The 16,736-nt window shown below is 65.6% G+C and carries 16 protein-coding genes; 8 read left to right on the top strand and 8 right to left on the bottom strand.

Annotated elements, in window-relative coordinates; translation table 11 throughout:
• Nucleotides 1–44: 44 nt before the first annotated feature.
• The 3 genes from CIT37_RS14245 to rfaD are packed head-to-tail and all read right to left on the bottom strand — an operon-like array spanning nt 45 to nt 3,805.
• Nucleotides 45–1,331 (bottom strand): O-antigen ligase family protein, encoded by a 1,287-nt coding sequence (locus CIT37_RS14245; protein WP_095425607.1) that lies wholly within the window; start codon nt 1,329–1,331, stop codon nt 45–47.
• On the bottom strand, nt 1,328–2,812 hold the full coding sequence (gene rfaE1, locus CIT37_RS14240) for a D-glycero-beta-D-manno-heptose-7-phosphate kinase (protein WP_095425608.1): 1,485 nt from the start codon (nt 2,810–2,812) through the stop codon (nt 1,328–1,330). The genes CIT37_RS14245 and rfaE1 overlap by 4 nt, the downstream gene beginning before the upstream one ends.
• A 12-nt stretch (nt 2,813–2,824) precedes the next feature.
• A complete protein-coding gene (rfaD, locus tag CIT37_RS14235; protein ID WP_095425609.1) occupies nt 2,825–3,805 on the bottom strand; it encodes an ADP-glyceromanno-heptose 6-epimerase in 981 nt (326 codons plus the stop codon).
• Between the two features lie 160 nt (nt 3,806–3,965).
• Here rfaD and waaF point away from each other — a divergent pair, with 160 nt between their 5' ends.
• Nucleotides 3,966–5,036: a lipopolysaccharide heptosyltransferase II gene (gene waaF, locus CIT37_RS14230; RefSeq protein ID WP_095425610.1), complete on the top strand. Its 1,071-nt coding sequence runs from the start codon at nt 3,966–3,968 to the stop codon at nt 5,034–5,036.
• A gap of 179 nt (nt 5,037–5,215) precedes the next feature.
• Here the strand turns inward: waaF and CIT37_RS14225 are convergent, their stop codons facing one another.
• A complete protein-coding gene (locus CIT37_RS14225; RefSeq protein ID WP_095425611.1) occupies nt 5,216–6,253 on the bottom strand; it encodes a glycosyltransferase family 4 protein in 1,038 nt (345 codons plus the stop codon).
• 126 nt (nt 6,254–6,379) lie between these two features.
• Between CIT37_RS14225 and galE the strand changes: the two genes are divergently transcribed.
• The 3 genes from galE (at nt 6,380) to CIT37_RS14210 (ending at nt 10,050) form a co-directional block, all read left to right on the top strand.
• Nucleotides 6,380–7,393, top strand: a complete 1,014-nt coding sequence (gene galE / locus CIT37_RS14220; protein WP_095425612.1) for a UDP-glucose 4-epimerase GalE — start codon at nt 6,380–6,382, stop codon at nt 7,391–7,393.
• Nucleotides 7,394–7,511: 118 nt separating this feature from the next.
• The gene (locus CIT37_RS14215; protein ID WP_038949036.1) at nt 7,512–9,314 is read left to right on the top strand and encodes an ABC transporter ATP-binding protein; all 1,803 of its coding nucleotides are present in this window, start codon (nt 7,512–7,514) and stop codon (nt 9,312–9,314) included.
• 34 nt (nt 9,315–9,348) lie between these two features.
• On the top strand, nt 9,349–10,050 hold the full coding sequence (locus CIT37_RS14210) for a fumarylacetoacetate hydrolase family protein (protein ID WP_028137558.1): 702 nt from the start codon (nt 9,349–9,351) through the stop codon (nt 10,048–10,050).
• A gap of 161 nt (nt 10,051–10,211) precedes the next feature.
• On the opposite strand, the gene CIT37_RS14205 is transcribed toward CIT37_RS14210, so the two are convergent.
• Nucleotides 10,212–10,670 (bottom strand): YybH family protein, encoded by a 459-nt coding sequence (locus CIT37_RS14205; protein ID WP_028143335.1) that lies wholly within the window; start codon nt 10,668–10,670, stop codon nt 10,212–10,214.
• 134 nt (nt 10,671–10,804) lie between these two features.
• Here CIT37_RS14205 and CIT37_RS14200 point away from each other — a divergent pair, with 134 nt between their 5' ends.
• On the top strand, nt 10,805–11,347 hold the full coding sequence (locus tag CIT37_RS14200) for a Spy/CpxP family protein refolding chaperone (RefSeq protein WP_028143336.1): 543 nt from the start codon (nt 10,805–10,807) through the stop codon (nt 11,345–11,347).
• A 136-nt stretch (nt 11,348–11,483) separates the two neighbouring features.
• Here the strand turns inward: CIT37_RS14200 and CIT37_RS14195 are convergent, their stop codons facing one another.
• Together CIT37_RS14195 and CIT37_RS14190 are read right to left on the bottom strand one after the other, a co-directional pair.
• Nucleotides 11,484–11,639: a hypothetical protein gene (locus tag CIT37_RS14195; protein ID WP_162832253.1), complete on the bottom strand. Its 156-nt coding sequence runs from the start codon at nt 11,637–11,639 to the stop codon at nt 11,484–11,486.
• Between the two features lie 142 nt (nt 11,640–11,781).
• Nucleotides 11,782–12,705 (bottom strand): LysR family transcriptional regulator, encoded by a 924-nt coding sequence (locus CIT37_RS14190; RefSeq protein ID WP_095425613.1) that lies wholly within the window; start codon nt 12,703–12,705, stop codon nt 11,782–11,784.
• A gap of 214 nt (nt 12,706–12,919) precedes the next feature.
• Here CIT37_RS14190 and CIT37_RS14185 point away from each other — a divergent pair, with 214 nt between their 5' ends.
• The 3 genes from CIT37_RS14185 to CIT37_RS14175 are packed head-to-tail and all read left to right on the top strand — an operon-like array spanning nt 12,920 to nt 15,175.
• Nucleotides 12,920–13,630, top strand: coding sequence for an SDR family NAD(P)-dependent oxidoreductase (locus CIT37_RS14185; protein ID WP_038949032.1), 711 nt, complete (start codon nt 12,920–12,922; stop codon nt 13,628–13,630).
• Between the two features lie 19 nt (nt 13,631–13,649).
• On the top strand, nt 13,650–13,886 hold the full coding sequence (locus tag CIT37_RS14180; protein ID WP_028173203.1) for a tautomerase family protein: 237 nt from the start codon (nt 13,650–13,652) through the stop codon (nt 13,884–13,886).
• 32 nt (nt 13,887–13,918) lie between these two features.
• The gene (locus CIT37_RS14175) at nt 13,919–15,175 is read left to right on the top strand and encodes a YbfB/YjiJ family MFS transporter (protein ID WP_038971772.1); all 1,257 of its coding nucleotides are present in this window, start codon (nt 13,919–13,921) and stop codon (nt 15,173–15,175) included.
• Between the two features lie 18 nt (nt 15,176–15,193).
• On the opposite strand, the gene CIT37_RS14170 is transcribed toward CIT37_RS14175, so the two are convergent.
• Nucleotides 15,194–16,660, bottom strand: coding sequence for a flavin-containing monooxygenase (locus CIT37_RS14170; RefSeq protein WP_038971731.1), 1,467 nt, complete (start codon nt 16,658–16,660; stop codon nt 15,194–15,196).
• Nucleotides 16,661–16,736 lie beyond the last annotated feature (76 nt).

Below are 16,736 nucleotides of genomic sequence, written 5' to 3'. Positions count from 1 at the left end.
CGCTGATAGCCCATCTGGACCAGACTTGCCAGCCGCGCGGGCTTTCAGGAACCGGCTTCCCCCGTCTTCGCCTCGGCCTGTTGCCCCCGGATCACCATGCCGCCGGCAACGCCGACGCCGATGACGTACATCCAGCCCTCGTGGAAGTCGAACAGATGGGAGTTGAACAGCGAGGTGAAGACGTTCTGCACCACCACCAGGAGCCCGGTCCAGTTGGCAAGGCCGTCGCCGCGAAACAAGCGCAGATGCAATATCCAGATCGCATAGAGAACGGCGATGCCGATCACGCCCCATTGCACGGCAACGTTCAGCGTCTGGTTATGCGGGTTGCCGATCACCTCGGCGGACGCCTGGTACTGACCGGCGGGCGTCGCGACGCGTTCGAACAATCCGCGCGTCGAGCCGGTGCCGTGCCCCTTGATCGGCGCCTCGGCGAAGAAACCGAGCGACTTCCGCCAGAATTCGAGCCGCAGACCCGCCGAGGTCGGCTCGCCCTTTTCCATGTAACGCGTGTAGTCGTCGGAAAACCTCTCGGCGGTATGGCGCAAATATGGCGAGGCCTGCCAGGCGAGAATAGCGGCGACGAGCAACGTGGCGGAGATGAGCGCGATGCTGCGCCATTTGAGGTGAAGCAGCGCGAACACGCCGAACATGATTGGAACGGTGACGAGCGCGGTGCGCGACACCACGACGAAGGTCATGTTGACGAAGAAGCTCAGTGCCAGCGCCGTCAGCAGCCCGGCGAACCAGTATCGCTTCTCACGCAGCAGCATCACGATCGGATAGGCGAGCGCGACCGCGCAAAGCGCGAATTCCTGGCTCTGGTCGATGTAATTCTTGACGAAGATGCCGCGCTCGGCCGGATCGGTCTTGAGCGCGAGGTTCGGGTAGAAGGCGACCAGCCAGGACATCACCGACAATAGGGCGCAGGACACCAGGAAGGCGATGAAGATCCAGCGGCCGCGCGGCGAGCGCTCGAAATGATAGAGCAGGACCGGCAGCACCAGCAGCTTGATGGTCGGATTGACCGCATAGAAGCGGGCGCCCCAGCTCGCGTCCGACCACAGCGTCCCCACCAGCGCGAGCAGGACCAGCGCGATCGGGGCCGCGCAGATCGGACGCTTCAAGGATTGCAGGAACGCGCGGACGTCGAGAAACGGCACCATGCAGAGCAGCATCAGCGCGTTGAAGATCCCCGCCAGCGAGGTCGACCACGGCAGCGAGGCCGCGGTCAGGACCGCAAATATATCGACGGTCTCGCGCCAGGCCGCCGGGCTGCGCAGGCGGCGAAGCAACATCCCGCCGGTCGTCTCGCGTGCCAGTGCCGTCACTTGCCCCCTCCCCGGGCGCGATGGACCAGCGCCGTCGTGCTGAAGCCCTGGAGGATGTCGACCAGCACGACGGTGCCGCCCGCTTCCTCGACGACCTCGTGGCCGACTACCTGCTCGCGGGTGTAGTCGCCGCCCTTCACCAGCACGCCGGGCTTGATCCGGGTGATCAGGTCGATCGGCGTGTCCTCATCGAAGATGACGACGAGATCGACGGCTTCGAGCGCCGCGAGCACCTCGGCACGCGCGCGCTCGTCCTGGACCGGCCGCTCGGCGCCCTTGAGCCGCCGCACCGAGGCGTCGCTGTTGAGCCCCACGATCAGGCGGTCGCAGGCGGCGCGCGCCGCGGTCAGCACCTTGACGTGGCCGGGATGCAGGATGTCGAAGCAGCCATTGGTGAAGCCGACGCGCTGGCCTTGCGTTCTCCATTCGGCGAGCTGCGCATCGAGTGCGGCCGGCTCGAGCACGATCTTCTCCTCGGCCGCCAGAGTGGCATGCGGCAGGATCTTTCGGCGCAGCTCGGCCGCGCTCACACTGGCGGTGCCTTGCTTGCCGACGGCGACGGCGGCAGCGGCATTGGCCATGCGCAGCGCCGTGTCCCAGTCCGCGCCTGTAGCAAGCGACACCGCGAGCGCGGCGGCGACGGTGTCACCGGCGCCGGAGACGTCGCGCACCTTCACCGGAAAAGCCGGAACGTGAACCGCCGCGCCATTGCGCGGCACCAGCGTCATGCCGTGCTCGCCCTGGGTGACCAGGATCGCCTCGCAATCGGCGAGCCGCATCACGTCCTCGCTGGCCTCGACGATGCTCTGCACCGTCTCGGCGCGGCTTCGGGTCGCTTCAGAGAACTCCTTCCGATTGGGCGTCAGCAGCGTGGCGCCGCGATAGATCGCCCAGTTCAGGCTCTTGGGATCGACGATCACGGGCTTGCCGAGCTTTCGCGCGGCATCGATGGTGTGGCGGATGACGCGCGCCGTCAGCACGCCCTTGGCGTAGTCCGAGAGCAGCACGATGTCGGCGCGCGCGATCTGCGGCAGGATCGCCTCGATCAGCTTCGTCTCGATGTCATCGGAAGCAGGCGCCGCCTGCTCCCAGTCCGCGCGCAGCATGTGCGTGGAAAAATGCTCGGAGACGAAGCGGACTTTTCGCGTGGTCGGGCGCGAGGGATCGCGCACGAGCACGCTTTCGATGCCGGCGTGCTCGTCCAGCGCCGCCTTGAGCCGTGCACCGGCGTCGTCCTCGCCGACGAGGCCGACGAAGATGCAGCGCGCGCCCAGCGAGGCGACATTGCGCGCGACATTGCCGGCGCCGCCGATATGGATCTCGCTGCGCTGGGCCGCGATGACAGGCGCCGGCGCTTCCGGCGAGATCCGCGACACCTCACCATAGACGAACTCGTCCAACATGATATCGCCGATGCACAGCACCGTGCGGCCTGAGATGGCCTTCGCGAGGGCGTCGAAATCGAGAATGGGCGTCGGCATGTTCAAATGGCCTCAGCGGAAGCGGTCGGGCCGGTCGAGGTAATCCCCGACATAGGCCTTCACCGCATCCTCGAGCGTCGTGAAGCCGCCGTTATAGCCGGCGCGGTGCAGGCGATCGACCTCGCTCTGGGTGAAATACTGGTAAGCCCCGCGGATCTGCTCGGGCATGTCGATATATTCGATGTTGGGCCTGGTGCCGAGCGCCGCATAGGCCGCCAACATCAGATCCCTGAAGCTGCGCGCCTTGCCGGTTCCGACGTTGAAGAGACCGGACACCGACGGCGTCGCCAGCAGCCACATCACGACACGCACGACGTCGTCGACATAGATGAAATCGCGGCGCTGATCGCCGTCGGCGATGCCCTCGAGATGCGACTTGAACAATTGCACGACGCGGCCGGCCCTGACGTCGTCGAAACGGCGCGCCAGCACGCTCATCATCGAGCCCTTGTGATATTCGTTGGGGCCGAACACGTTGAAGAATTTCAGGCCCGCCCATTGCGGCGGGAGCGGATCGCCGTTCGCGACCCGCCCGGCGACCGCGAGATCGAACATGTGCTTGCTCCAGCCGTAGAGATTCATCGGCCGCAGTTTCTTCAGTGCCGGCAGCGAGGCGTCGTCGTCAAATCCCGTCTCACCGTCGCCATAGGTCGCCGCCGAGGAGGCGTAGATGAACGGCACCGCGCCCGCCGTGCACCAGTCGAGCAGGCGCGTCGACAGGCGGAAATTGGTCTCGAACACGAGGTCGCCGTCGGTCGCAGTGGTCGCGGAAATCGCCCCGAGATGGATCACGGCATCGAGCTTGCGACCCTTCAGCCAGTCCATCAGCTCGGCGGGCGGGACGATATCCACAAGCTGGCGCTTGGCGAGGTTCCGCCACTTGCCCTCGTTACCCAGGAAATCGCAGACCACGACGTCGCTGCGGCCCGCGTCATTGAGCGCGGCCACGACATTCGACCCGATAAAACCGGCCCCGCCGGTCACCAGCAACATTTCCGAAATCCCTGCCCGATCTTTGCGGCCCGGTCCTGCCGTAGCGCATGAGCCGCCAAAGTGTAAGCGGTTTTGGGATTGAGCGGTCTGCCGGCTTTACCTGCCGGCCCGGAGCGGCTACCGAACCGCCACAATCAGATCGCCTCGGCTCCATTAACGAATGAACCAAGATTCGACACTTAGCGGAGATGCAGATCGGAGCGACACCCGCCCGATTCTGATCATTCCCTACATGTGGATCGGCGATTTCGTTCGGAATCACACCGTCGTCCGGGTTCTGAAGGAGCGCTGGCCCAACCGGCCGGTCGATCTCCTCACCACATCCCTGTGCGCCCCGCTGGTCGATTACATGCCCGGCGTGCGCCAGGGGATCGTCTGGGACCTGCCGCGCAGCCGCCTCGCCGTCGCCCGCCAGTTCGCCCTGGGGAAGCTCCTGCGCGAGCGGAACTACGGCACGGCCCTGGTGCTGCCCCGGACCTGGAAGGCGGCCATCGCGCCCGCCCTGGCCGGTATTCCTGAACGGGTCGGCTTCGTCGGCGAATTCCGGTTCGGCCTGCTCAACCGCTGGCGCTGGGGCGAGAAGAAGCTGCCCCGCTTCATCGACAAGAACGCCGCTCTGGCCCAGCCCGACGGCGCGCCACTGCCGGCGGAATGGCCGGTGCCGCAATTGCGGGTTCCGGCCGACGATATCGTCCGCTGGCGGCAGGCCAACGGCCTCAGCGCGGGCGCCGCAGTGGCGCTCGCCCCCGGCTCGGTCGGCGTCTCAAAGCGCTGGACCTACTATCCGGAGGCCGCCCGGCTGCTGGTCGAGCGCGGCCTCGAGGTCTGGGTGGTCGGCGGCCCCGCGGAAAAGGGGCTGGCTCAGGAGATCGTCGCGGCCGGCGGCCCGGGGGTCAGGGACCTCACCGGCAACGATCTGCGCAACGGCGTGCTGGCCATGGCCGCGGCCGGCGTCGCCATCTCCAACGATTCCGGCCTGATGCACATCGCAGCCGCGCTGGGCACGCCCACCATGGGCATCTTCGGCCCGACCAGCCCCTATCTCTGGGCCCCGCTGAACGGGCTTGCCGCGACCGTGGTGCAGGACAAGGAAGTGCTGTCCTGCCAGCCCTGCCAAAGCACGGTCTGCAGGATGAACGACCACCGCTGCATGCGGGATATCGCAGCGAGCGAGGTGGTGGCGATTGCGGAGAGGGTGCTGGGTGAAGCTGGGGCAAGGGCGGAGACGTGAGCGTCGGCAACGCCTGCGCCGCTGATGATCAGCGCCGGTGTTTTGCCCGATGCGTCAAACGCGCTTTGTGAAATCCGCAGCGCATCGCTCCAGCCGCCAAGCCATTGATTTTGCTGGCCGCGGCTACTGTGCATGGGGTTGTTTTCGCGTTTTTCGGTTGCCGGCGCGACACTGGTCGCTCAAAGCAGTGGCCGATAGACCTCGCCGATCCGCGCCGCTTCCGCATCGAGGCTGAATTTTGCGAGCACCCGCGCTCGCCCCCTCTCGCCCATCGCCGCCGCGGCATCCACATCGCGCATCAGCGGCTCCAGCGCCGCAGCCAACGCATTGGCATCGTCGGTCGGGACCAGCACGCCGCTCACGCCATCCTCGACCACCAGCTCGGCCGCGCCGGCGCGTGCGGCGACGAGCGCGCTGCCGGCCGCCATCGCCTCGATCAGCGTCAGCCCAAAACCCTCGTTGCGCGAGGTGAAGGCGTAGATCGTCAGCCGCTGATACCAGCGCTGCACCGCTTCGATCGGCAGCTCGCCAGTGATGACGATGCGCGATTGCAGGCCGGCCACTTCGATCTGCTTTTTCAGCTCGTTCGCAAAGGACGTCTGCTCGGCCGTGACCTGCCCGACAATCACGGCGGTGAAATCGGGATAGCGCGGCAACAGGCGGCACATCGCGTCGACGAACAAATCGGTGCCCTTCTGCGCGCGCACGCGTCCGAAGCAGCCGATGGCGTAGCGGCCCGGCAGCGCGGACTCCGCGAACGCAGCAGCGCGGTCGACCGGCGGCGCATAGACGTCGGTGTCGACGCCATGCGGGATCACCGTCGCCTTCACCTTCAGGAACGAGGCCGAGAGATCTGACGTCGCGATGATCGCATCCATGCGCCGGATCAGCCAGCGCGTGATCCAACTATGGTGCCGCTGCGCCGCCGAGGTGAACACGAGTTTCAACGGCCAGCCGAACGCGCGTAGCGCGACGCCCGCGATCATCTCGTTGTTGCGCCGCGCGTGCCAGATCAGCGGCGCCTTGCGGCGCCATAGCTTCAGAAAATCGGCAACGCTCAGCCGCGCAATCCCAGCCGGCGCGTGCGAGCCGAACCAGGCGGAGCGGTACAGTTTCGCCAGCCGCGGCGCCACCATCCGGTTGGTCGCGGTAACCCCGGAATAGCGCCTGTGCAGATTTGGCACGATCACTTCGAGATCGCCGGGGGAATTGGCCACGTCATGCTCCGTTTCGCAAAGTCCCTATACGCAACATTAAGCATAGTGACCAGTTCAGCCGCGCCGAAACCCCCTCTTCACCGCGCAAACGTTAACTTGGCGCGTTGATCGAAGACGGGTGAGATCATGACTGTGCTAGTCACCGGCGGCGCCGGCTATATCGGAAGTCACACGGTCCTCGCGCTGGCGGAAGCCGGCGAGGACGTCGTCGTGATCGACGATCTCTCGACCGGTTTCTCCGCCTATCTGCCTGAGGGCGTGCCGCTGTTCATCGGCGATGCCGGCGACGAGAACCTGCTCGAAGGCGTGATCGCGCAGCACAACATCGAGAGCATCATCCATTTCGCGGGCTCCGTCGTCGTGCCGGATTCGATGCGCGATCCGCTCGGCTACTACCGCAACAATTTCACGACCGCGCGCAACCTGCTCAATGTCGCCGTCAAGCGCGGCATCGGCCGCTTCATCTTTTCCTCGACCGCCGCCGTCTACGGCAATCCGGACCAGGTGCCGGTGCCCGAGCATGCACCGACGCGGCCGCTATCGCCCTATGGCTCGTCCAAGCTGATGACCGAGATCATGCTGCACGACGTCGCCGCCGCCTACGGCATGCAGTACGTCACCCTGCGCTATTTCAACGTCGCCGGCGCCGATCCGCAGGCGCGCATCGGGCTTGCCACCGTCGGCGCCACGCATCTGCTCAAGATCGCGGTCGAGGCCGCGACCGGCCAGCGCACCAAGATCGACGTGTTCGGCACCGACTATCCGACCCCCGACGGCAGCTGCATTCGCGACTTCATCCACGTCACGGACCTCTCGCAGGCGCATCGCTCGGCGCTCGCGTACCTGCGCAATGGCGGCGCCTCGACGACGCTCAATTGCGGCTATGGCCGCGGCTATTCGGTACTGGAGACCATCGACGCGGTGCGCCGGGTCTCGGGCCGCAGCTTCGCCGTGCAGTACGCTCCGCGCCGGCCGGGCGACATCATGACCATGGTCGCCGACACCAGCCGGATCCGCGGCCTGCTCGACTGGAAGCCGCAATACGACGACCTCGAGACCATCGCGGCCCACGCTTTGGCGTGGGAGGACAAGCTGTTCCACGAGCGCCATGGCGAGCTTCGCCACGCCGCCTCGGCCTAGATTCCATCTGAGCGCAAGCCCTTAATTGGGCTTGAAAAACCCCGCTTGAGCGGGCACAGAGGCCCTTCGATCCCTGACGTGCGGGCAGGCTTTGTCCTGCGCCGTCAATGGACACCGGATGGCCCAGTTTCCAAAGAAAATCACCGACGATCCCTATGCGGCAGCGGTCCTGATTCGCCGCCTGGTCACGGAACAGGGCGTCGTCTATTGGCGGCGCTACCTCGTCGCCTTCGCGCTGATGGCGGTCGCCGCGGGCGCGACGGCAGGCGCGACCTATGTGCTCGGCCAGGTCATCAACCAGGCCTATGTCGACAAGAACATCCCGGGCATCGCGATGTTTTCCGGGATCACGGTGATCCTGCTGTTCATCAAGGGCGTGGCGACCTACGGCCACATGGTGATCCTGACCAAGATCAGTAACGCCATCCTCGCCACCAACCAGCGCCAGCTGTTCGCAAAACTGATGCGCGAAAGCGTCGGCTTCTTCTCCGAGCGGCATTCGTCAGAATTCCTGGCGCGGCTGACGGCCGGCGCCAAGTCGATCACCGACGTGCTCAACATGCTGGTCAACGCCGTCGGGCGCGACCTGTTGATGCTGCTCGCCATGATCGGCGTGATGGTGTGGCAGGACCCCGTGATGTCGTTCATCGGCCTCGTCGTGGTGCCGCCCGCGATGCTGGTACTGCGCAAGCTGGTCAAGCGTATCAAGGGCCTCGCCTACAACCAGTTCACCGGCACCGCCGACATCATGGAGACCATGCAGGAATCGCTGCAAGGCATCCGCACGGTGAAGGCGTTCACGCTCGAAGACACGATGCAGAGCCGCATCGACGAGAACATCGCCATCGTCGAGCGCAACGCCAACAAGATGGCGCGCGTCGCCAACCGCTCCAACCCGCTGATGGAAATGCTCGGCGGCTTCGCGGTCGCCGGCTGCCTGCTCTATGGCGGCTACAGCGTGGTCGCGCTCAACGCCACGCCCGGCGCGTTCTTCTCCTTCATGACTGCGTTCCTGATGGCGACCGAACCGGCCAAGCGGCTGGCGCGGCTCAACATCGACTTGAACAGCCAGCTCGTCGGCGCGCGCATGCTGCTCGAAGTGGTCGACAGCCCGGCGAGCGAGCACTCCGACGACGACAAGCCGGCGCTGAAGCTCTCCGACGCCCGGATCGAGCTGCGCGATGTCAGCTTCTCCTATCGCGCCAATGAGACCGTGCTCAACCGCATGAGCTTCGTGGCCGAGCCCGGCAAGGTCACGGCGCTGGTCGGACCCTCCGGCGGCGGCAAGTCGACCGTGCTGGCGCTGCTGCTGCGCTTCTATGAGGTGACGCAAGGCGACATCGTGATCGACGGCCAGTCGATCGGCGCAATCTCTCGCAAATCGCTGCGGGCGCAGACTGCCTATGTCGGGCAGGACGTCTATCTGTTCCGCGACACCATCCGCAACAACATCGCTTTCGGCCGGCCCGGCGCGAGCGAGGACGAGATCACCGAGGCAGCGAAAGCGGCTTGCGCGCATGATTTCATCATGGGCTTCCCGCTTGGCTACGACACACCGGTCGGCGAGCACGGCACGCAGCTTTCAGGCGGCCAGCGTCAGCGCATCGCCGTGGCGCGCGCGCTGATCAAGAACGCACCGATCATCCTGCTGGACGAAGCCACCGCCGCGCTCGATTCCGAATCCGAGCGGCAGGTGCAGGAGGCGATCGAGCATCTCTGCCAGAACCGCACCACCATCGTGATCGCGCATCGCCTGCACACCATCATGCATGCCGACGCGATCCTGGTGATCGAGGGCGGCGAGATCGTCGAGCAGGGGCGGCATGACGAGTTGCTCCGCCGCGGCGGCCGCTATGCCTCGTTCTTCCGCCTGCAACACTACGATGCCGGCGCTCTGGCGCCGATCAGCGCAACCGCATAGAGTTCCACTTTACCTCAAGAGCAGCGAGACCCGCATGAACGCCGCCTCCTACGTCATCCCGCTTCCGCCCCAGGCTTCGCTTCCCGTCGTCGGCGAAAGCGGCCGTTATCCGGTGCGCCGCATCTGGTGCGTCGGCCGCAACTATCTCGAGCACATCCGCGAGATGGGCAATGACGAGCGCGCCCCGCCGTTCTTCTTCGCCAAGCACGCCGACATGCTGGTGCCCGACGGCGCCACCATTCCTTATCCGCCGCTGACCAAGGATTTGCATCACGAGGTCGAGCTGATCGTCGCGATGAAGAGCGGCGGCCTGAACATTCCCGCCGACAAGGCGCTGGATCACGTCTATGGTTACGCCGTCGGCATCGATCTCACCCGCCGCGACCTCCAGATCGCCTCGCGCAAGAAGGAGCGCCCCTGGGAGATCGGCAAGTCGTTCGACGGCTCCGCGCCGTGCTCCGCCATTCAGCCGGCCTCCAAGATCGGCCATCCCGCCAAGGGCAAGATCTGGCTGACGGTCAACGGCAAGGAGGCTCAGAAGGGCGACCTGACCGAGCTGATCTGGAACGTGCCCGAGATCATCTGGCAGCTCTCGCAGCAGGTGAAGCTCGCCGCCGGCGACATCATCATGACGGGCACCCCCGCCGGCGTGTCGCAGCTCCAGCCCGGCGACAAGCTCGAATGCGGCGTCGACGGCGTCGGCACGCTGAAGGTGAGCATCGGCCAGCCGGAATAGGCCCGATGCGTAGGACGGATTAGCGAAAGCGTAATCCGTCACCTTCGCGCGGCCATCACCAGTTGATTGCTGTTATTGCTGAACGGCGGATTACGCTTCGCTAATGCGCCCTAGGTATCCAAAATCAAGGCCCCGGTCGCATCCGGGGCCTTTCGCGTTTTCTACCAGGCCTTCACCGGCCGATTGGCGTGGCTCACCTGCGGCACACCGCGATTGAGCGACATGTGCGAATGCACGCACAGCCACCCGTCACCGTTCCACGTGAACACCATCGTCGCCCGGCCGGGGCGCGCAAACGCGCTGCCGTCGGGATGATATCCCGTGCTCGTCCACGGCGCGATCACCGTCGCCATCGTGCCGTCGCGGGATGCCAGGACCGAGGTCTGATCGAGCACGAAACGAAAGTCGGTCGTCTTCGGCCAGACGTTGTCCCATTGCGTCGTGACCCACTGATCGAGGCCGGGGATGACGTCGTTATGCGTGCCGAAGGCAAGCACATCTGGATGGAAGAGCGGCCGCGCCGCGGCGTAGTCGACCTCGCGGACGTAGCCCGCGAAGGTGTCCAGCCACGCCAGGAAGAACTGCTTCGTCGCGCTGTCGGCGGTCGGCAAGAGGGCCATCACCTGCTCCATCTTCGGCTACCTCGATCACGGCAAGCTTTGTTGCCATGGGACAGACCTTCCAGCAAGATATGGACTTCGAGAGCACCCCGGCGGAGATCGACCGGCCGGCCTGATTTCATGGAGCCAGACTCATGAGACGCCTTCTCCTGCTTGCGGCCACGCTTGTCGTCACCTGCAACGCTGCCAGCGCGCAGTCCAGCAAGCCCTATGCCGGCCTCGAGCAGCGTCCCATCAAGGCGCTGTCGCACCAGCAGGTCGACGATCTCCAGAGCGGACGCGGTATGGGTCTGGCGCTTGCCGCTGAACTGAATGGATATCCCGGCCCCAGTCACGTTCTCGAGCTCGGGGATCGGCTCGAGCTGACCGGCGATCAGCGCGCCGAAATTCAGCACCTCTTCGATTCGATGAAGCAAGAGACGGTCCCGCTGGGCAACAAGCTCGTGGAGCAAGAGAGGGAATTGGACAACCTGTTCTCTGCCCGTGCCGTGACGCCGGAGTCGCTTAAGGCGACCATCGTCGCCATTTCGGAAACGCAGGGCCGGCTCCGCGAGAGCCACCTCAAATATCACCTGTCGACCGCGGCCTTGCTCAATCAGAGCCAAATGCAAAGATACGCCGAGCTGCGAGGCTATCAGCATCCTGATAGCTCCGCAGGGCGCAAACACCATCACTAGACGCGCTCGGGATTACCGCAGAAGTCGTAGGGCGGATTAGCGTAGCGTAATCCGCCAACGCATCGTGCCACACTTGACGTAGTACCGAAAACACGATGAGGCCGAGGATCAGCGCCGCTACGCCGAAACCAGCCGGCTACGCCCGCGTCAGCGCCTGCAGACCCTTGAAGGTCAGGCGTTTGGGGTCGGTCACCCCGGCGAGATAGAGCTGGCGGATGAAGGCTACGACAGCGTTGCGGTCGCAATTGGTCAGCGCGACGACGGCGTCGACCGCGATCTTCTGGGCTTCCATTAGGCTCACCTCGGCCTTGCGAGTAACCCCGGCCGAGACAGGCTAGGAGTCCGCGGTTAATCCGGCGTTAACCGTTTGGACAGAGTGGCCGATTCACCCCGACGACCGAATACGCAAAACAACGCATTGGCTGCAGCGATGCTCAGCGTGCAGCGACGCTCTTCTTGAGCTGCGCAAAGTGCTTTTTCAGCCGCGGCACGGCAAAGTCGGAGAAGGCCCGCACCTTCGGCACCGAGAGCCGGCCCTGCGGGCAGATCAGGTGTGCCGGCATCTCCGGATCCTTCTCGGCGGCCAGCACGATCTCGAGCTCGCCGCGCGCAACCTGCTCGGCCACCTGGTACGAATACATCCGCGCGACGCCGCGGCCGGCAACGGCGGAGGCTACGGCCGCGTAGGTGCTGTTGACGATGAGACGCGGCGTGAACTGGACCGTACGCGGCACCGCCCCACCGGCCTGCGGCGCGAAGGTCCAGGAATTGGGCAGATGGGCCATCGCCACGATCTGATGCTTGGCGAGATCGCCGGGCTCGGTGATGCGGGGATGCTGCTTCAGATAGCGCGGGGCTGCCACGACCACGCGGCTGATCTCGCCGACCCGCATTGCCACCATCGCCGAATCCGCGAGGGGGCCGATGCGAAGCGCGATGTCGATGCCCTCCTCGATCAGATTGACCGCGCGATCGAACAGCAGCAGCTTGGCCGACACCGTCGGACAGGCATCGAGAAACGCGTCCAGGATCGGCCGCAGCACCATCTCGCCCGACACCACGGGAGCGGTGATCGTGAGCAGGCCGCGCGGCGCCGACCGCGGTCCGGCCGCGATGTCGTCGGCCTCCTCCAGCTCGGTGAGCACGCGGCGGCAGATCGCGACATAGCGCTCGCCCTCTTCGCTCAGCTTGATCGAGCGCGTCGTCCGATGCAGCAGCTCGGCGCCGACCCGTTCCTCGAGAAAGGCGATGGCGCGGCTCACCGCCGCCGGCGAGCGGCCGAGCTTGCGGCCGGCGGCAGCCAGGCTGCCTTCGTCCACCGCAAGGACGAACACTTTCATCGCATCCAGACGATCCATGCCTTCCCCGCCGCCCCTCAGATTCCGGCCGCAGGCTAGGCGTTCCCCTCCGCGGCGACAACCGTCGGCAGGCGCCGACCCGGCATTCGTTCGCGCCGCGAAAGAGTGTCTGCCGGACGGCGTGTATTCGCAGCCGGGCTGCCCCGGCGTACCTCACCACCCAAGCCGGCCGAGTGCTGGCGCAGGTTCTCAAGGCCAACAACAGGAGCCCGTTATGGGTATCGAGCAGAAAGTCGCCATCATCACCGGTGCTTCGCAGGGCATCGGCGCCGCCCTGGTCCAGGGTTTTCGGGACCGCAACTACCGCGTCGTCGCAACCGCACGCTCCATCAAGCCGTCAGGCGACGACGACGTCCTCGCCGTGGCCGGCGACATCGCCGACCGGAGCACCGCCGAGCGTGTGGTTTCGCAGGCCGTCGCCCGCTTCGGGCGCGTCGACACGCTGGTCAACAATGCCGGCATCTTCGTCGCAAAGCCGTTCACGCAGTACACGGCCGAGGATTACGCGGCGGTGATGGGCACCAACGTCGCGGGCTTCTTCCACATCACGCAGCTCGCGATCGCCGAGATGGAGAAGCAGGGTTCGGGTCACGTCGTCCAGATCACGACCACGCTGACCGATCAGGCCAATTCGAACGTCCCCTCGGTGCTGGCCTCGCTGAGCAAGGGCGGCCTCAACGCCGCGACCAAGTCGCTCGCGATCGAATACGCCAGGCGCGGCATTCGTGTGAACGCGGTCTCGCCAGGGATCATCAAGTCGCCGATGCATCCGACCGCGACGCATGCCCAGCTCAACGCACTGCACCCCGTGGGCCACATGGGCGAGATGTCCGACATCGTCGGTGCCGTCCTTTATCTCGAGGGCGCCTCCTTCGTCACCGGCGAGATCCTGCATGTCGACGGCGGCCAGAGCGCCGGCCACTGAGCGTGGGAGGAGATCCACAATGCCCATCGTCACCATTCAAGTGACCCGCGAAGGAACGACGCCAGGGGCGGCGTCGCTCACCGCGGAGGAGAAAGCCGCACTGATCAAGGGGTCGAGCCAGCTGCTGCTCGACGTGCTCGGCAAGCCGCTCGATTCCACCTTCGTCGTGATCGAGGAAGTCGACACCGACAATTGGGGCTGGGGCGGCCTGCCCGTGCCGGAGTTCCGGCGGCGCCGCGCCGCCCAGACAGGATGATCCGCGCGCGATCGCGCGCGCACGAGGGTGACATGACCAACGCAGATCTGAAACCACACGCCGGGGCTCGGCCACATCCGAGGCCAGTATCGGCCTCACGAGAGACCTCGTCAAAGCAGCACTCTTCGCAGCGGACCTGGCGATATGCGGCGGCGGGATTGTCCGCTTCGCTGGTCGGACTCGGCCTCGCCCGCTTTTCCTACACGCCGCTGATCCCGGCCCTGATCGCGGCAAAATGGTTCAGCGCATCGGATGTCGTCTATCTCGGCGCTGCGAACCTCGCCGGTTATCTCGCGGGCGCGCTCGCGGCACGGAGTGTCGCCAGCCGCATCGGCGCGGTTCGCGCGTTGCGGGCGATGATGCTGCTTGCCACCCTCTCCTTTTTCGCCAGCTCATCGCCGGTGTCGTTCACGTGGTTCTTCGCCTGGCGCTTCCTCTCCGGCCTCACCGGCGGAATCATCATGGTGCTGGCGGCCTCCGTCATTCTGCCGCACACCTCAGCAGCAAGGCGTGGCATCGTCGGCGGCGTGATCTTTGCCGGCGTCGGCCTCGGCGTCGCCGCATCGGGCACGCTGGTGCCGCTGCTGCTGCAACAGGGCCTGCAGCAGAGCTGGTATGGGCTCGGCGTGCTCTCCGCCCTGCTCACGCTCGCGAGCTGGTGGAACTGGCCCGCCGAAGCGAAGAGCGACACTCCGCTTTCTCAAACCAAGCCCCGTCAAACCTCGGCCATCGCCGGCACGCTGCTGATCCAGTACGGCCTCAACGCGGTGGCGTTGGTACCGCACATGGTCTTCATCGTCGATTTCGTGGCGCGCGGCCTCGGCCAGGGCATTGCCGCGGGATCGCGCTATTGGGTGCTGTACGGTCTCGGCGCCATCGTCGGCCCGCTCGTCACCGGCCATCTCGGTGACCGCGCCGGGTTCGGTGCGGCGTTGCGCGCGGCCTTTCTGATCGAGGCGGCCGCCGTGCTGCTGCCGACCGTCAGCACCGCACCTCTTTCCCTGATCGTATCGAGCCTCGTGGTCGGCGGCTTCACGCCGGGCATCGTGCCACTGGTGCTCGGACGTATCCATGAACTCGTTCCGCACTCTGCCGAGCAGCAGCGCGCGACATGGAGCCATGCCACCACCAGCTTTGCACTGTTCCAGGCCGCGGCCGCTTACGGCTTCTCCTGGATCTACGCGCAGACCGGCGGCGATTATCCGGTGCTGTTCGCACTCGGCGGCGGCGCGGTGGGGCTGGCGCTCGCGATCGACCTTGCACTGGCACTTGCCACACGCAAGGCATAACTCCAGGCGGCGATGCGTTCAGGAATATCGCATCACGCCGTCGTCGATCCGGCCGAAGCGCAGGGAGACGATGTCGAGCGCGTAGTTCTGGTACAGCCGCCACGGCTGCTTCGAGCCCTGCTTCGGCATCTTGGCGACCGAGCGCTGCACATATCCCGAGGTGAAGTCCAGCGACGGCTGCGCGGTGATTTCGGGATCGTCGTTATGCGGCATGCACTGGCGGAAATTGTGCCGGTCCATGTAATTGATGAGACGGCAGACATATTCGCAGGTGAGATCGCATTTCAGCGTCCAGGACGCATTGGTGTAGCCGAAGGCCGAGGCCATGTTGGGCACGTCGGCATACATCATGCCCTTGTAGGTCAGCGTATTGGCGAAATCCACGGCACGGCCGTCGACACTGACGTCGAGACCGCCGACGACCTGGAGCACCAGCCCGGTCGCCGTCACGATGATGTCGGCGGCAAGCTCGCTGCCATCCTTCAGGCGAATCCCGTCCCGCGTGAACGTGTCGATCTCGCTGGTGACGACGGAGGCGCGCTGCTCGCGGATCGCCTTGAACAGGTCGCCGTCAGGCACGAGGCACAGCCGCTGGTCCCAGGGATTGTAGCGCGGCGTGAAATGGGTGGCGACGTCGTAGTCCGGGCCAAGCGCCATCTGCACGCCCTTGAGGACGAGCTCCTTGACCTTCGCTGGCCGGCGCCGGCTGAGCTGGAAGAAGAACATCCCCCACATCACGTTGCGCCAGCGGATGACATGATAGGCAAGCCGCGTCGGCAGATTACGGCGGATCTTGTTGGCGACGGGATCCTGCGCAGGGCGCGACACCACGTAGGTCGGCGAGCGCTGCAGCATGGTGACCTGCGCCGCCTTCTTGGCGAGCTCCGGCACCAGCGTCACCGCGGTCGCGCCCGAGCCGATCACTACGACGCGCTTGCCCGCGTAGTCGATGTCCTCGGTCCATTTCTGCGGATGGACGATGCGGCCGGCGAAATCAGCGGCGCCCTTGAACTCCGGCGTGTAGCCCGCCTCGTATTTGTAATAGCCCGAGCACAGAAATAAGAAATTGCAGATGAAGCACACCAGCTCGGTCGCGCCCTCGCCCGAGATGCGCTCGGCCTCAATGGTCCAGCGCGCGTCCGGCGTCGACCACGAAGCCCGTTTGACGCGATGGCGGAAGCGGATGTGCTTCTCGATGCCGTTCTCGGCCGCGGTCTCGCGCACATAGTTCAGGATCTGCGGCCCATCCGCGATCGCCTTCGGATCGGTCCACGGCTTGAACGAATAGCCGAGCGTGAACATGTCGCTGTCGGAGCGGATGCCGGGATAGCGGAACAGATCCCAGGTGCCGCCGATGCAGTCGCGCCCCTCCAGGATGAGGTAGCTCTTGGTGGGACACTTGGTCTGAAGATGATAGCCCGCGCCGATGCCTGACAGGCCGGCACCGACGATGATGACGTCGAGATGTTCTGCGGCTTCGGCCATGGCGCTCTCCCTGGGCACAGCATGGGCAGCGCCGCGCCGAATTGCAACCGTCAGGAGATGGTCACACTGTAGACCC

The organism is Bradyrhizobium ottawaense (assembly GCF_002278135.3).
Classification (GTDB): Bacteria; Pseudomonadota; Alphaproteobacteria; order Rhizobiales; family Xanthobacteraceae; genus Bradyrhizobium; species Bradyrhizobium ottawaense.
The sequence above is the reverse complement of the archived record's forward strand: the minus strand, read 5'-3'. Positions and strand labels throughout refer to the sequence as shown.

Bases quoted from the DNA above. Each gene is read 5' to 3' on its own strand.
- waaF (WP_095425610.1), top strand. From the start codon at position 3,966: ATGAACCAAGATTCGACACTTAGCGGAGATGCAGATCGGAGCGACACC.
- CIT37_RS14205 (WP_028143335.1), bottom strand. From the start codon at position 10,670: ATGGCCCTCTTGCCGACCGCCGACAGCGCGACGAAGCAGTTCTTCCTG.
- rfaD (WP_095425609.1), bottom strand. From the start codon at position 3,805: ATGTTGCTGGTGACCGGCGGGGCCGGTTTTATCGGGTCGAATGTCGTG.
- galE (WP_095425612.1), top strand. From the start codon at position 6,380: ATGACTGTGCTAGTCACCGGCGGCGCCGGCTATATCGGAAGTCACACG.
- CIT37_RS14200 (WP_028143336.1), top strand. From the start codon at position 10,805: ATGAGACGCCTTCTCCTGCTTGCGGCCACGCTTGTCGTCACCTGCAAC.
- CIT37_RS14180 (WP_028173203.1), top strand. From the start codon at position 13,650: ATGCCCATCGTCACCATTCAAGTGACCCGCGAAGGAACGACGCCAGGG.
- CIT37_RS14175 (WP_038971772.1), top strand. From the start codon at position 13,919: ATGACCAACGCAGATCTGAAACCACACGCCGGGGCTCGGCCACATCCG.
- CIT37_RS14195 (WP_162832253.1), bottom strand. From the start codon at position 11,639: ATGGAAGCCCAGAAGATCGCGGTCGACGCCGTCGTCGCGCTGACCAAT.
- rfaE1 (WP_095425608.1), bottom strand. From the start codon at position 2,812: ATGCCGACGCCCATTCTCGATTTCGACGCCCTCGCGAAGGCCATCTCA.
- CIT37_RS14215 (WP_038949036.1), top strand. From the start codon at position 7,512: ATGGCCCAGTTTCCAAAGAAAATCACCGACGATCCCTATGCGGCAGCG.
- CIT37_RS14185 (WP_038949032.1), top strand. From the start codon at position 12,920: ATGGGTATCGAGCAGAAAGTCGCCATCATCACCGGTGCTTCGCAGGGC.
- CIT37_RS14190 (WP_095425613.1), bottom strand. From the start codon at position 12,705: ATGGATCGTCTGGATGCGATGAAAGTGTTCGTCCTTGCGGTGGACGAA.
- CIT37_RS14170 (WP_038971731.1), bottom strand. From the start codon at position 16,660: ATGGCCGAAGCCGCAGAACATCTCGACGTCATCATCGTCGGTGCCGGC.
- CIT37_RS14210 (WP_028137558.1), top strand. From the start codon at position 9,349: ATGAACGCCGCCTCCTACGTCATCCCGCTTCCGCCCCAGGCTTCGCTT.